Origin of the sequence: Nostoc sp. 106C, assembly GCF_002154725.1 — a bacterium.
In the GTDB taxonomy this organism is placed as follows: Bacteria; Cyanobacteriota; Cyanobacteriia; order Cyanobacteriales; family Nostocaceae; genus Aulosira.
This window is the reverse complement of the sequence record NZ_MTAW01000169.1, coordinates 63195-78275: the sequence shown is the minus strand read 5'-3', so window position 1 is coordinate 78275 and position 15081 is coordinate 63195. Positions and strand designations below refer to the sequence as shown.

12 protein-coding genes and 1 pseudogene are annotated in these 15081 nt (G+C 41.6%); 9 read left to right on the top strand and 4 right to left on the bottom strand.

What is annotated here, in order from left to right:
- The first annotated feature begins 326 nt into the window (after positions 1–326).
- On the top strand, positions 327–1415 hold the full coding sequence (locus BV375_RS25700) for a glycosyl transferase (protein ID WP_208099189.1): 1089 nt from the start codon (positions 327–329) through the stop codon (positions 1413–1415).
- A 90-nt stretch (positions 1416–1505) separates the two neighbouring features.
- Here BV375_RS25700 and BV375_RS25695 read toward each other — a convergent pair.
- Both BV375_RS25695 and BV375_RS25690 read right to left on the bottom strand, forming a co-directional pair.
- Positions 1506–2455: pseudogene (locus tag BV375_RS25695) on the bottom strand (DUF4351 domain-containing protein).
- A 154-nt stretch (positions 2456–2609) separates the two neighbouring features.
- Positions 2610–3230 (bottom strand): pentapeptide repeat-containing protein, encoded by a 621-nt coding sequence (locus BV375_RS25690; protein WP_086765722.1) that lies wholly within the window; start codon positions 3228–3230, stop codon positions 2610–2612.
- 148 nt (positions 3231–3378) lie between these two features.
- On the opposite strand from BV375_RS25690, the gene BV375_RS25685 reads away from it, so the two are divergent.
- The 4 genes from BV375_RS25685 (at position 3379) to BV375_RS25670 (ending at position 6098) form a co-directional block, all read left to right on the top strand.
- Positions 3379–3792 (top strand): secondary thiamine-phosphate synthase enzyme YjbQ, encoded by a 414-nt coding sequence (locus BV375_RS25685; RefSeq protein ID WP_086765720.1) that lies wholly within the window; start codon positions 3379–3381, stop codon positions 3790–3792.
- 106 nt (positions 3793–3898) lie between these two features.
- Positions 3899–4687 (top strand): Nif3-like dinuclear metal center hexameric protein, encoded by a 789-nt coding sequence (locus BV375_RS25680; RefSeq protein ID WP_086765718.1) that lies wholly within the window; start codon positions 3899–3901, stop codon positions 4685–4687.
- Positions 4688–5004: 317 nt separating this feature from the next.
- A complete protein-coding gene (locus tag BV375_RS25675) occupies positions 5005–5220 on the top strand; it encodes a hypothetical protein (protein ID WP_086682673.1) in 216 nt (71 codons plus the stop codon).
- 566 nt (positions 5221–5786) lie between these two features.
- Complete coding sequence (locus BV375_RS25670) at positions 5787–6098, top strand: DUF6679 family protein (RefSeq protein ID WP_086765716.1); 312 nt, start codon at positions 5787–5789, stop codon at positions 6096–6098.
- A gap of 91 nt (positions 6099–6189) precedes the next feature.
- On the opposite strand, the gene BV375_RS25665 is transcribed toward BV375_RS25670, so the two are convergent.
- Positions 6190–7857 (bottom strand): MBL fold metallo-hydrolase, encoded by a 1668-nt coding sequence (locus BV375_RS25665; RefSeq protein ID WP_086765714.1) that lies wholly within the window; start codon positions 7855–7857, stop codon positions 6190–6192.
- Between the two features lie 1240 nt (positions 7858–9097).
- On the opposite strand from BV375_RS25665, the gene BV375_RS25655 reads away from it, so the two are divergent.
- The 4 genes from BV375_RS25655 to BV375_RS25640 all read left to right on the top strand — a co-directional run bounded on the left by BV375_RS25655 (position 9098) and on the right by BV375_RS25640 (position 14195).
- Entirely contained in the window at positions 9098–11485 is a 2388-nt protein-coding gene (locus BV375_RS25655) for an MASE1 domain-containing protein (RefSeq protein WP_086765712.1), read from the top strand.
- A 60-nt stretch (positions 11486–11545) separates the two neighbouring features.
- Positions 11546–12811: a response regulator gene (locus BV375_RS25650; protein ID WP_086765710.1), complete on the top strand. Its 1266-nt coding sequence runs from the start codon at positions 11546–11548 to the stop codon at positions 12809–12811.
- A 250-nt stretch (positions 12812–13061) separates the two neighbouring features.
- Positions 13062–13661, top strand: a complete 600-nt coding sequence (locus BV375_RS25645; RefSeq protein ID WP_086765708.1) for a ParA family protein — start codon at positions 13062–13064, stop codon at positions 13659–13661.
- A gap of 252 nt (positions 13662–13913) precedes the next feature.
- Positions 13914–14195: a CopG family transcriptional regulator gene (locus BV375_RS25640; RefSeq protein ID WP_086765778.1), complete on the top strand. Its 282-nt coding sequence runs from the start codon at positions 13914–13916 to the stop codon at positions 14193–14195.
- A gap of 39 nt (positions 14196–14234) precedes the next feature.
- On the opposite strand, the gene BV375_RS25635 is transcribed toward BV375_RS25640, so the two are convergent.
- Entirely contained in the window at positions 14235–14915 is a 681-nt protein-coding gene (locus tag BV375_RS25635) for a GerMN domain-containing protein (RefSeq protein WP_086765706.1), read from the bottom strand.
- Positions 14916–15081: the final 166 nt, after the last annotated feature.

The window sequence follows — 15081 nt, the reverse complement described above, 5'->3', positions numbered from 1 at the left end:
AAGCTTGAGGAAAGGTAATTTTGCCTTTATACACTAAAGCACAACGTTGAGTTACAACGCATTGAATTCACGCTTAAAACAATGATGACTCGTGTGCCTTGCTCATCCTACTCTGAGTAGAGTGACTGACTAATCAACGCGATCGCAAGGCTTCTATCTCCTCAGTATCAGCAAGACAGCCTTTGAGTTGTGGAGTTTTCACTTCAGCCATCACAGGCCCTCGTCACTTTTTAAAATCATTACTCAAAGTTGCCAGAACCCGGTAAATTGATTGTGGCTTGCAGATGTATTCCCTCTTAGCTGTTGCTATTCAGATAAATTCTATGATAGAACGCCCCATTTTATACATAGCTATTACTAACCACGGTTTTGGTCATGCTAGCCGCATGGCATCGGTTGCCGCAACTATTCAAAAGTTGTGTCCAGAAGTCTTGTTAATTATGGTGACTACTGCGCCAAGGTGGTTACTTGAGTGTTATGTTGAAGGCGATTTTATCCATCGTCCTAGGGCATTTGATTTAGGTGTAGTGCAAGCAGATAGCTTGACAATGGATAAAACAGCTACTTTAGCAAAGTTATTGGAAATTAAGAAAAATCAGCATTCTTTAATTGCTTCGGAAGTCAATTTTATCCGTCAAAATCGTGTCCATCTGATTTTGGCTGATATTCCCTTTCTTGCTTCCTTAATTGCCAAAGCTGCCAATATCCCCAACTGGTCGATCAGTAACTTCGGCTGGGATTTTATCTATCGAGATTGGGGTGGGGAATTTTTGGAAGTTGCTGACTGGATTAGTGATTGTTATTCCAAATGCGATCGCCTGTATCGTCTTCCTTTCCACGAACCGATGTCAGCTTTCACCAATATTATAGATGTGGGCTTAACAGGTGGTTCGCCCCGCTACGCTGTTGATGATTTGCGTGCAAGTTGGGGTATTAGTGCACCCCTAGAAAAAACGATTCTGCTGACTTTCGGTGGCTTGGGTTTGCAGCAGATTCCCTACGATAACCTGCGCCATTTCCCCGATTGGCAATTCATCGTTTTCGATCCATCTGCCCCAGATTTACCTAATTTAGTTCAAATTACTGACCGCAAATACCGCCCTGTAGATTTCATGCCGATTTGTGGGCGAGTTATCTCTAAACCTGGTTATGGTACTTTTGCGGAAGCTATCCGTTTACAAGCACCTATTGTTACTGCTACCCGTGAGGGCTTTGCAGAAGCAGCTTTTTTAATCAAAGGGTTGACTAATTATAATCAGCACCAAATTCTCAGCCCATCTGAGTTTTTTCAAGGTGATTGGGATTTTCTGCATCAACCTCTCCAGCAACCAAAGATATCTCAACCAATTGCGAAAGATGGAAATGAAGCGATCGCAGCTGATGTGATCAAATATTTTCAAGTTAACTCAATTTAGGAGCAATGAGCGATGTCTTACGACAAGCCGCTTTGCGTCTACGCACTTAATCAGAGGCTACAGCTAAAACATTCCCATAACCGATAAATGCTAACTTGGAGGATTTGCTTCCAACCAGCTAAGTAAATCCTCTAGTCCTGTAAAATCTAACAAAGCCTCGCCAAGCGCTTCTAATTGCACTAAGGGAAGGGCTTGAATGCGTTCTTGAGCTTCTTCAGGTAACTCTCCCACCCGTTTTTTTACTTGTCGAAGCACGAGACTTTGCTCACCTTCTTGTTTTCCCCGTTCGTAGCCAATACGTTCACCAGTTGTGACATAACTCATAGTACGCTCCTGCTCAAACTGTTTAAATTCTTCCCAAAATTCCGCTTCCAATGCTTTTGGTAAAATCATAACCCAATCAATAAATCGGTAGAGGTTACGAATATCTCTTTCTTGCAGTCCTTGTTCGTATAATCGACGGATTAAGCTAAATTTCCAAGTTTTGCGTTCTTCTGCTTTTTTATTCGTCTGCTGCGTCTTTAAATGTGCCATGACAACCGTTGCAAATGGGTTATCGCTAGCTTCTAACTCTTGCCAACGGTTTTGATAATCGAGCAGTTTGGCAGTGCCAAATTCAAAATTTAGCCTGGTATCGGGATAATTGTAATTGTATTGATTTGGTCGCCAATTTGGGTCGGCATCGCATAAAATCGCCAAGCTAATGGCTGGTTTAGCAAATTTGTCAAATATTCGCAGGTTGTAAGAAAACATTCTTTCTGCGAAGTTATCTTCAGGTTTTGCTTGAATTTCTACATGAATTAACAGCCATATTTCTTCTCCTTGAATTTGCCAAACTTTGACTAATTTATCTGCGTATCTTCTTCCTTGTTCAGCATCACGGGCTATTTGCTGAAATTCCTTATCAAGAAATTCATGGGGAAGTTCCCAATTAATTAATCTGGCTGTTTCTGGAAAAAATGCATCGCTTGGGGAAAGTATGCTTCTAATATTTCTTTCCAGGGTGAATCATTATCGGCTCTTTCTAATTCCTCAGTCATGTGGTTTTGGAATTTGGCATTTATTCGATGGATATAGTAAAGAATACTCCAGCGTCGATTATTGCCACAGCAAAGACGATTTACTTTCAAGAATACTAGGCGATCGCATCTCTAAATTACGTATACTCAAATTATGAGCCAGGAGCGATCGCACTCAAACACAATTGTCATCTCTGAAGGTACCATCAGGCATAAGCGTATTACAGAGAATAGCTACACTCAGATCAACCCCAGCCAAATTGGCGTAAGTTAGGTTAGCGTCTCGCAATTTGGTGTTTCTCAAATCAGCTCCGATTAAATTAGCTCCAGTCAAATTAGCCCTAGCCAAATTGGCACTTTCCAAGTTGGCATTTCTCAAGTCTGCATCTACCAAGCTAGCATTTGCCAGGTCGGCGCTTTCCAAGTTAGCACTTCTCAAGTCGGCATTTACCAAGCTAGCGCCTCCGAGAGCGGTGCGAATCATCTCAGATCTTCTCAAATCAGCACCAATCAAAATAGCTCCCTCGAAGTTGGATTCAGACAAAATAGCCTTGCTGAGATTGGCTCCACTCAAATTAGCTTCCATAAACCCACAGTCCGCAATTCCAGCACTCTGGAAATTGGCGTTGCTCAAATTGGAACGCTCACAATAGACAAGCAAGTAAGCACCACTAAGATTGATTCCTTGGAGGTCAAATCCAATAAGCTCACCACTGAGATTGGCTCCACTAAAATCTCTTTCCCCAGCAGTATAATGTCTGAGCAAGTCTTCAGCAGTAATCCTCTCCTTTTCCATACCTCAACTCCAACATCAAGCAACACATATCAGCCACCGAATCTTTGGCAACCCAGTTATTCAACAGACCACCTCTTGCCAAGTTGTGTGATATATTCTCAATCAGCAAGCGAGTTCTAACGCTCAGTGGACTTTTAACTCATTCCAGATGACTCATTACCAAAAGCTACTCAGAGTTTCCACTACTGGCAAATCTTTTCAAAATATCACCTCAAAAATTGAAGCGATTGTTGCTGAGTCGGGGGTGGAAACTGGACTGTGTACTCTATTTTTGCGCCACACTTCAGCTAGTTTGGTGATTCAAGAAAATGCTGATCCTGATGTACTGGTGGATTTGGCTAATTTTATGGCGAAACTTGTACCGGAATCAGGCAAGTATATTCATGATGCGGAAGGCCCTGATGATATGCCAGCACATATCCGTTCCGCCCTTACCCACACTTCCGAACATATCCCGATTAATCGCGGTCACTTGGTTTTGGGTACTTGGCAAGGTATTTATGTTTGGGAGCATCGTCAGCGCAGTCATGTCAGAGAGTTAGTTGTGCATATCTCTGGATAGAATTTCTCAAAAGTTGGCTAATCGTTAAATATTACTTAAGGCACAGTTTTCTGTAGCCTTAATTGGGCATAAAATAATTAGCCTGCTGGGTAGCTGCTGAAATTTAATGAAAATTGCTGACTTAATTACATGGTTTGAAGAATGGGCAAATCCTGCTTGGTCTGAAAGTTGGGATAATTGTGGGTGGCAGGTTGAGCCGGGAATTTTACAAGAATCTGCTAGGGTTTTGGTGTGTTTAACGCCGACTTTAGCGGTAATGCAAGAAGCGATCGCCTGTAATGCTAACCTGATTTTTGCCCATCATCCCCTAATATTTAACCCTCTCAAATCCCTCCGCAGTGGTGAAGCGATCGCGGATATGGTACGGTTAGCTTTTCTCCACAATATCGGGATTTACAGCGCCCATACCAATTTTGACCAAGTACAGGATGGGACTGCTGATGTTTTGGCTCAGATTTTAGAACTGAAGGAAGCTACTCCTATAGTTCCTACCCAAAATGGATTAGGATATGGTCGGGTTGGGATATTACAGCCTTTGATGACATTAAAGGAATTATTGGCGGTAATCCACACCCGCCTTGCTCCTTCAAATTTGATTGTGTCACCAACTGCTGATTTACACCAAGAAATTTCTAAAGTGGCAGTTTTAGGCGGTTCTGGTGCTAGTTATATTTCGGCGGTAGTGAAAACTGGTGCTACTGCTTATCTCACTTCTGATTGTAAGTTCCATCAGTTCCAAGAAAGCCGCGATCGCGGTTTGATTTTGATTGATGCCGGACATTACGCTACCGAACGCCCTGCTTGCGATCGCTTGGTGCAAAAATTACGGTCTTTAAATCTAGATTGGGTGCAATTGAGCGATCGAGATGAGGATTTCCGTCAGGTTTTGCCTTAATTGTGTGTATATTATTATTCCTAAGTAAAATTGAAAATGCCAATTTTTTTGCGGCATTTACTTAAAATTAGTGTATATTTAACTATCATATATTGATGTGTAGCTTCTACTCTTGGTTTGAAAATTGTGGATTATTTATTTCCTAAGTATATTAAAATATCGACAATTCAAGAGTCAGATAGTATAAAGGTTCCTATGATGGAGATCACAAAATAATGTAATTATAATCACAATCGCTCGCTGTTTTATATCAGTTTGTAAAATGAGAAATTATTTCATACTGGAGGTAACAAATTGCTAACTAAGCCCTAATCAAAATGATTCGCACAATTGTTGAATCTGCTTTCCAAACTGGATGTCTTAGTGTTGAATCTGAGGGTCTGCTCCATCAAGTTTTAGCGACGAAATGTTATCAGTCAGATGATTTGCTAGCCTTAGCCGCGCTTTCCGATGCGGTTCGTGCAGGTCAAATTAAACGAGAAGCATCCTCGAAACTAATCATGGAATTTCCCCTAGGGAACAAATCTTGCTGATACCCTGACAATAATTGACTTTGGCGTTGCATAGTTGCTCCTAAACGGGACGTGTCACATCAGTCAAAACACCCTAAACTCAAAACTCTTGAGATGTTGTTGTCTAAAACCATTCAGGACAGCCAGAGAATGAGTTAAGATCAAATACATAGGGGTAAAAGTACAGCCGAGTTCCCGGACTTCCCAGCAATGCCAATGACTACAAGTAGGCAACTCAAACAACCGCAATCAATGCTTGTTTCGGAGTATCTATTATTACATAATGGTAGGAAGAACTCACCAGCAAGGATTAACCTAGTTAGGATAAATCCCGAATTGTATGACTTCTATGAAGAATACATTCGCTGAAGGAACCTGAAGAAGTTTTAGTTTCACCAACGTAGTAACTATAAAGTGATGACCCAACATTTCCAAAGATTCTGACAACTACACGCAAGTCTTTGGTTTGGGTCAAAATACTAGTTACACGTAACTGTAAAACTGGCTTCTTAAGGGTATTATGCACTGGGGTAAAACCCAGATTTTGAAAGGTTTAACTACGTTGTTTAAAAAGGCAGAAGCAGTACATGCTACACCGCAAGATTTATCAATTGTGTTGCGATGGGCGGGAGGTATGTGTTTTCTTGCGGGACCAGCAACGCTGGATTGAACGCGCCCGCATCATTGATATAGAGGGAGATTTAGTGACCCTACGCTATGAAACAGAAGAAGAGGATGAAGTTTGTTCTTGGGAAGAAATGGTTCGGCTCGAAAGCATTGGTGCTGTAACCCAAAAGCTAGCCTCAGTGCCACGCGGTAATGTAGAACCTCTCATGACCGAAGACTGTCCGGAGGCTGAACGTATCCGCAACCGTTACACTGACTCAAATCCTGAATAAATCAAAATAGTCGAGAGTCAAGAGTCCAGGGTCAATATTTCTACTCTGGACTCTTAACTTTTTTGTCATTTGTCTGTGTTTCCCTCATTCCCTATTCACTATCAATTAAACGTTCATAGGCAGGACAGTAACCCTCAAGAGTTACCTTGAAGTTGTACAAGGGGGAATTTGGGTTCCAACATCGCTGACCTCGTTGATGTCGGCAGGTTCCGCAGCATTCAACATCAGTCAATGTATAGCGATCGCTACTTTGATTGAGTAATTCTCGTTGCGATAAACCCCGTAATACTATTTCTTCACCCTGCCAACGGGCTTCGATTAAACCTGTATCAGCAAAAGATCGCCAGCGAGGATCAGCTGTAATTGCATCTGGGATGGTAATTGTGATTACAGTTCCCAACTCTGTCAGTTCGCCTTCATAATTAGTTTCTGGCGCAGCTGGTTGTATAAATGTGTCGCCAATAGGCAGTTCTACCAACATCCCAGCAGAAGGTGAATGCAAATGGTAGCGGTTTTGTAACTCTTCTAAGGCAGTCAGATCTGCCAAGTAGGAAGGGGAACCGTGAACAAAAATGACGTGCTGGGGTCGCAAATTATGAATTAGCTGGGTAGTACCCGGACCATCACTATGTTGGGCGAGGAGATAGCCTTCAATGGTCGTGGGTGCTGAATATTGTTTTTTAACTTTTATATCTATTTTTTCTGGGAGGAGAATTAGCCAAGGACCTGTTTCGCTTTGGCAGTATTGGCTCAAATCAGCTGTAGAGTCAGTGAGGACAATACAGGGGGACTTGCCAATATTGGCACGATGTTCTGCTTGCAAACGCCGCACGCGGGGACGTACCCTTTCGTCCCAAAATAAAGGTTGATGACGAGCGAAGTTTTGTACTGATGGGGGAAGATGGGCCAGTAGTTCCAAATAAGCATCGCAGCCGATAGCTACAGCACCATCAACCCAAATATCCAAATCTCTACCTGTGAAGTGGTGATGGCTGCGTAAAAGCATCAGTAATTCTTGACCCAAACCTAAAGCAGGTGTGGGAAGCAGTACAGAACAGCGATCGGCGATCGCCCGATGAATTCGCTCTGCGAGTTGATTTTCTTGGTTACGGCGGTGAGGATGGCGCGATGTCCCATAAGTACCTTCAATAACTAGGGCATCTAACTCTAATCCCCGTAATTCTTCTAAACGCAAGCCTTCTACCAGCCGGGAATTAGATAAGAAAAAGTCACCTGTATACAGTAGTTTGTAAGAACGCCGTGGAGTAGTGTAGGTAAGTAGAATTGCCACAGCCCCTGGTAGATGCCCTGCGGGAAACAACTCTGCTACCAGTCCCTCTTGAAATTCCACAGGCGATCGCAGCGGTAATGCTTGACAAAATTGGGGATTTTTCTGTGGGTCTTGGTCTAACCAGTTTAATGACAGTAACTTGCTGGTTACCTCGCTGGCGTATATCGCTAAATGAGGAAAAGCCTTATGCAGTGATAGCAATCCTCTAGCGTGATCTGGGTGGGCGTGACTGATCAAAACTAAATCTATTGGTAAGGGAGAATTTCGTTGGCGTGCCGATTGTTTTAGCTCCTTCACCAGCGATGAAATATCTCCCATACCACAATCAAGTAAAATGCGGTACGGGCCCATCCGTACTAATAAACATACGCCCTCATCATTATGCTGGACACTATAAGGCAAACATTCTAATTCGCTAGTTGCCTCATCAGCATCAATACGAGAGGACGATGAAAGATTATCTCTCATTTTCTCCTCCCCTCAAACCTCATTGTCATGGAAATATCCCAAAAGCCAAAAACTGTCGGTATTTTGGTTTTGTGACCCAGGGGTAAGTTTCATTTTGCGCCCCTTCACCCTGAAAATGCGGATTTTTGATGGGGGAGGACACCTCCGCCGAACCCGCTCTGGTTCGGAAAATTTGGGTAACGAGAAGCCCTCAAACTAGGGGCTAAGGGAGTTTTCCTCTTGCCTGTTTTCCTTTCCGAAGTTCTGAGGGTCAGAAGTCGACCTTAAGACCTCTTTCAATGTGCAGAGCCATTGCCATGATAGTTATCTGAGTCATAAAATCCGTTTTTTGTGCCAAAAAATAAGCACGAAATCGTAAATATGACTGTTAATCCCACTAAAATCAGCTTTACATCCATTTGGGTTGCTGCCCTTTACTAAAAGACTTTCATAATATTAATAGGGCGCTTCGGCATCAAGGCTGAAACACTAGAAAATCTTTACTATGCTTAGGTTGATTGGCCAATAGGTAAATTTACTATCATAAGTTCTGATTGTAGACTTTTTTGGCTGACCTGTCTATCTATCTGTATAGCATTCTTGGCATCAAGGTGCACATCAACCGTGATTGCTCGAAGATTGGTGTTTAGGCTTTTTGGCAATAATTACCCAGTTCGTCAATTGATGAACTGACTCATTTTCTATTTGGAATACATATTTTATTCCGGATTTTTATTTAATTTTCCTATATTCAAATTATTGAATTAAAGAGCGTCCAAGGTGAGAACTAGAGTTTATTAAAAAGGAAACGCTCCTCAGATAAGCTGCTGACGACAAGCTCTTTGGGTACTCTTCTGCGTAGAGGTACGAGTTCGCCTTTAGAGTACACAGCCGTCTACCGAGAAAGTTCTAAGTTCTAAATGTCGTTTAATTCATCAATTTTTCACTATAAAAAAGCCTTACTTAGTTGTCGCTAATAATTTGGTACTCGCAGTTTAGCTAGATAACTTTAAAAAATATTTAATTTGGGTATATACCGAGATTTATCTAGTATGTACTGCTGAGTTTTATTCAGTAGTTTTGGCAATAATATTGCGAAAAATGAATTCAGTAACAATTGGTATTTCTTTGAGTAGATATTTCTGAGATTTTCTATTAGTAAATATCCATATGTCAATGCTTAATGCCTATTTGGGAACTATAAGCTTGATAACCTTCTCTGAAAGTTACTGCCCTTCATTTATCTGCACGGAGGCAAGAAATGCAGCAGACGACAATCAAGCAAAAATTCTTAGTTAAACTCGATCGTCCTTTTTTGATAGCCGCGCTAGTTATTCCTATTGTTCACCTCTGTCTTGGATATCTAGGTTTATCCATGACATTCGTCAATGGTGCATCAGTATTTTGGCCTTCACTTGGAGTGTTTTTAGCGGCAATGCTACTGGTAGGATATCGTGTCTGGCCGATATTATTTGTGAGTGATTTTATTGTTAGCTATATTCTTTTTTTCAAAAACAATTTTTTAATTAGTAGTATCATTCCTGCCGTTAATCTCATCACACCTGTTGTTGCAACTTTTTTGATTCATCGCTTGATCAAACGCCGCAATTTTTTAGAGCGATCGCAAGATGTCTTTAAATTTATCATCCTAACCATACCCAGTCCTCTGATCAGTTCCATACTGGCTGCATTGACGCTTTGTGTCAGTGGTATTACACCTTGGGCAGCATTTAATGATGTGTGTCGAACCTGGCTGGCGTCAGATAGCACGGGTATTTTGGTCGTTACACCTCTATTGTTGGCTTGGTGCCAAAAATCTCTAAAAAGCTTTGAACGGCGGCAATTTACAGAGTTTATCTTTGTCTTGCTCTTAGTGATGGCAATCGATCACGTAGCTTTCTCCGGAGGATATCCGATTGAATACATGATCATTCCCCCGCTGATTTGGTCGGCAGTACGGTTTAAAGCGCGGGAATCTACTCTCCTTGTACTGATTGTCTCTGCGATCGCAGTTTTTGGAACTGTTCGCGGCTTTGGTTCCTTTGCCAAACAAGCCTCGCCCAATGAATCACTCATCCTACTGCAATCATTCATTTGTGTGATCGCTATTACTACATTTGTCCTATCGGCGATGACTCACGAAAACCAAAGGGCAGAAACAAAACTCCGACAAGCTAATGATGAACTAGAGCGACGAGTTGAAGAACGAACGACTGAACTCCAAGAGGCGAAAAATGTTGCCGAAGTTGCCAATCAAGCTAAAAGTGAATTTCTCGCCAACATGAGCCACGAGTTACGCACGCCTCTCAACGGTATCCTGGGCTATACGCAAATCCTCCAACGGACTGAACCCCTGACAGAAAAAGGGCTTAAAGGAATTGAAATCATCTATCAATGCGGCTCTCATTTGTTGACTCTAATTAACGATGTGCTCGATCTGTCTAAAATCGAAGCCCGCAAAATGGAGCTGCGTCCGGTTGATTTCCATTTCCCTTCATTTCTGCAAGGAGTCGTGGAAATCTGCCGCATCAAAGCTGAGCAAAAAGTGATTGCCTTTCACTATCAACCTGACGTTCAACTTCCTATTGGAATTCATGCGGACGAGAAACGACTGCGGCAAGTTTTAATTAATCTCCTAGGAAACGCAATCAAGTTTACAGATAACGGGGGAGTGACATTAAAAGTAAATGTCATGAGTCAAGAAAAACAACAAACGACTCAATTTAAAATTCGTTTTCTTGTGGAGGATACAGGAGTTGGGATGACATCAGAGCAATTACAGAAAATTTTTCTGCCCTTTGAACAAGTTGGAGACTTCAAGCGACAGGCGGAAGGTACTGGATTAGGATTAGCCATCAGTCAACAAATCGTCCGCCTCATGGATAGTGCTTTGCAAGTTCAAAGTCAATTAGCTAAGGGGAGTATTTTTTGGTTTGATGTGGATGTGCCAGAAGCCAAAGGATGGGCAATGGCTTCTAGAGAAATGCCACAGGGAACGATCGCAGGTTATCAGGGTAAAAAACGCATCATCTTGGTAGTAGACGACAAGTGGGAAAATCGTTCGGTAATCGTCAATTTGTTGGAACCGATTGGATTTGAGTTGATGGAAGCTAGTGATGGACAGGAGGGAATTGAGCGAACTGTTGCCACTCTACCAGACTTAATTATTACCGATCTACTCATGCCCGTAATGGATGGTTTTACCCTAATTCAGCAGGTGAAGCAATCTACTCAGTTGAAAGATGTGGCGATTATTGCTTCCTCAGCAAGTGTGTTTGAAAGCGATCAAAATCAGAGTTTAGAGGCTGGGGCAAATGCTTTTTTACCCAAACCTATTGCGGCTGAAACTCTGTTGGAATTACTCAAAGTTCACCTAAATCTCGAATGGGTGTATACAGCAAAATCACAAATCGATGCAAATAGTCCTGAAACAAATGATATTTATTTACCTCCTATTAATGTATTGAATTGCTTGTATGAATTTGCGAAACAGGGCGATGTCGATGGTGTGGTGAATGAAGTGAACAACTTGAAAGCGAGCGATCCTGTCTATTTTAGCTTTGCTCAACAAGTAATTCAGCTTGCCGAAAATTTCCAACTTAAAAAACTGCGAGAGCTATTAAATCAATGGATGAATCAGGCTAACTAAATTTTGCATTCTTGGTTTTTGAATTTATTTGATAAATAACAATATTTATAATTTAAACCGATGAAAGACTCTGATTTTGTTTTGATTGTTGATGACAATTCAACTAATTTGTCAGTGCTATCACAAGCTTTAAAAGGTGCAGGTTTTGCGGTTCGAGTTGCCGAAGATGGCGAAAGTGCGATTGAATTGGTGCAGCATAAACCACCTGCTCTGATTCTTTTAGATGTACAAATGCCTGGAATCGATGGGTTTGAGACGTGCCAGAAACTCAAAGCCGATCCCTTAACGCAAACAATCCCGATCATTTTTATGACAGCGCTGACGGATACTGAAAATAAGGTGAAAGGATTCTCGTTAGGTGCCGTTGATTACATTCCTAAACCTTTTGAACAAGCAGAAGTAATTGCTAGAGTGCGATCACATTTACAACTCAAGCAACTAAGCGATCGCTTAGAACAGCGAGTAGCAGAACGAACAGCGGAGTTAGCCAAGGCACAAGTGCAACTGGTACAGCAAGAAAAGCTCTCAATGCTCGGTCAACTAATGGCAGGGGTTGCCCATGAAATGAATAATCCCATTAGCTGCATCATCAGTAATACGATTCCGGCTAAAGAGTATGTTGCCGATATCACTAACATCCTACAATTATGTCAGCAATATTACGACCGATTGCCAGAAGCTATTCAAGAGGCGATCGCTCAAACAGATCTGGAGTTCATTCTCGAAGATTTGCCAAACCTCCTCAATTCTATGCAGTTAAGCACGGAGCGCATCAAAGAGATTTCTGTGTCGCTGCGAAACTTTGCCCGCACCGATACAGCTGTCAAGCTTGAAGTTGATATTCATCAAGGACTGGACAGTACTCTGTTAATTTTGCGACACCGCCTGAAAAGTTTGGGACAGCGACCGGAAATTAAAGTTATCAGACAATACTCTCGTTTACCAAAGGTTGAATGCTATCCGGGACAACTCAATCAAGTGTTTATGAATATCATGGCTAATGCCATTGATGCGTTAGAAGAAGCTTGGCAACAGGGAAAGCGAGTAGACAATTCCCTTTTCATCGAGGTTTCTACGGAAATGCTAGAGCCGGATTTTGTCATCATTCGGATTGCAGATAATGGCCTTGGGATGTCAGACGAGGTGAGACAGCGGATTTTTGACTGTATGTTCACTACGAAGGAACTTGGTAAGGGTACTGGATTGGGATTAGCGATCGCTCATCAAATTGTCGTGGAAAAGCATGGTGGGGCGATTAAGGTTAATTCCACACTCAATCAAGGAACTGAATTTACGATTTTATTGCCTGTGAAAGAGGAAGTGTGAAGGTCGTTTAAATTACAAACTAAACTGTTTAGTTTATTACTTAGTGTATTTTTTCTTGATTGCTCTATAACTTACTGAAAAAACTACGTATATTAACTATTTGTATTTTAAGCATATGTATACTTAATATTTGATTATAAAACATCTAGATATTTAGACATTTAAATTTGTAGATGTTTAGATATTTACTAAATGTCCAGATGTTTAGATATAGAGTAGAATCTTGGGATTATTTGCTTGTAAATCCAAAATGATTATTACTGTGGCGGCGTTTAAGGGGGGTGTTGGCAAATCAACTACAGCGCTACACCTTGCTACATATCTTCAGAACACAGCTGATACACTGCTAGTGGACGGCGACCTCAACCGTAGTGCTTTGGATTGGTCTAACCGAGGTTGTTTACCATTCAAAGTTGCTGATGAAAAGCAAGGAATAGTTCTGGCAAAACTCTACGAACATATTGTGATTGATACGCCAGCTAGACCAGATCCAGATGAACTAAAAACGATTGCTCAGGGATGCGATTTGCTAGTAATACCTACTACTCCTGATGCGATCGCTTTAGCTGCAACAATGCAAATGGTGGAAGCACTTAAGCAATTTAAGACTAATTATCGTATTTTGTTAACTCTGATTCCGCCAAATCCTAATAAAGCAGGAGAAGATGCTAGAGCAGCTTTGTTAAAAGCAGGTTTACCTGTATTTAAATCTGGAATTCGACGGTTGGCTGTATTCCAACGAGCCGCTTTAGAAGGAGTACCAGTCAATGCTGTCAAAGATTCTTACGCCCAAATTGCATGGCGCTGTTACGCTGAGGCTGGAAAAGAAATCTTAGAAAATTCAAAATGAAAACATAATCATGTTTAGACTCAATCTTTCGTTGTAAATTAATAATTTTGTAGTAGGGTGGGCATTGCTCACCAATTAAACCTTGTCCATTTTGAAACCTGGAGTAGTGCGGGACGAAAAGCCCGCCACGAAGAGCAGAGAGCAAGATGCTCCCACTACTTTTAAAGCTATGGTTCTCAAAATAGATGTGGTTTAAATCTGTCTTTTCTATAACTGCTAATTGTCTATAAATTCAATATGGAGAAGTTTACTTTGAATAACAAGAAAAAAACTAGCCGTTTTGATGACCTAATTGATGCTGCTCGCAGTCGTCAACAACGAGACAACCCACAGCCAACTGAAGCTCTACCTACTTCCCTCAGCAAAAGTACCGATCCAGAATATATTCGTACAACTATCTATCTGCCTAAGCAATTGCATCGAAAACTTAAAGCAACAGCTGCTTCTCAGGAGCGACAAATGAGCGACATCATGACAGAATTGGTTGAGCAATGGCTTTTGACTAATACACAGGGTAAAGATGGAAATAGTTAGCTTGGTCATTGATTATTTAAGGCAAATAAACATAATTAACTAAAGCACTATTTCCTGACCTCGCTCAGTAAAGCGCACATCTTTGATTTTCCATTGAGAATTACTCGTCAATGTTTTACGGAGACTACCAAATAGGGCAAACTGTTCACAACTAGAAAGAGAAGCTAATTGCCGTTTCGAGTTAGGAGCTACTCGTAAATCAACGGTAGCAACCCCATTTTTAACGTTAACTCGATAACTCGATAAGTTAAAGTCGCCTGAATCCCTTTGCTCTAAAATTTTACTCACCGCACCGTTTACAGGTTCATCTGCCGATACTGGAACTTTTTGGGCAATCAGTTGTTGACATTGAGCGTCACTTGTGTATAGGGTGACATTGGTAGTTTTGCCAGCGCCAACTTGAGAAGTTGTAGCAGGTGCACTTGCTGTAGGAGATTTTTTGGGTGAGGATGACTTTGTGGCAGGTGTAGTTTCTCTAGGGGATGCTTGAGGCGAGGGTGTCTCAATAGCGTCTGATTTAGCCCTCAGTTGAGCCATACTAGGGCTTTGGCTGGGGGATGGGGATGATGCACTGTTAGATGTTGTCGTTGGCGCTGGTGCGTCGCTAATAGTATCCTGACGAGAGGTGGGGTTAGAACTACAGCTGCTGATAGTAGTAGCGATCGCCACAACAATAAAGGGTAAGAGATATCTTCTAGTTATGTTCATCATGTTACTCATCGCTTTGGAGTTGTTGGGTTGTTCTATTAATTACACTGTTTTTGGTAACTATCCCGTATAAAACTGTCAATTTTGAGTCAGTCTATCCAGCCTTAACTACGGACTTTGCAAAGCTTTACTTTCGGGCTGTGATTGGCTATCTTCAAAACCATCACAGCACTTCACT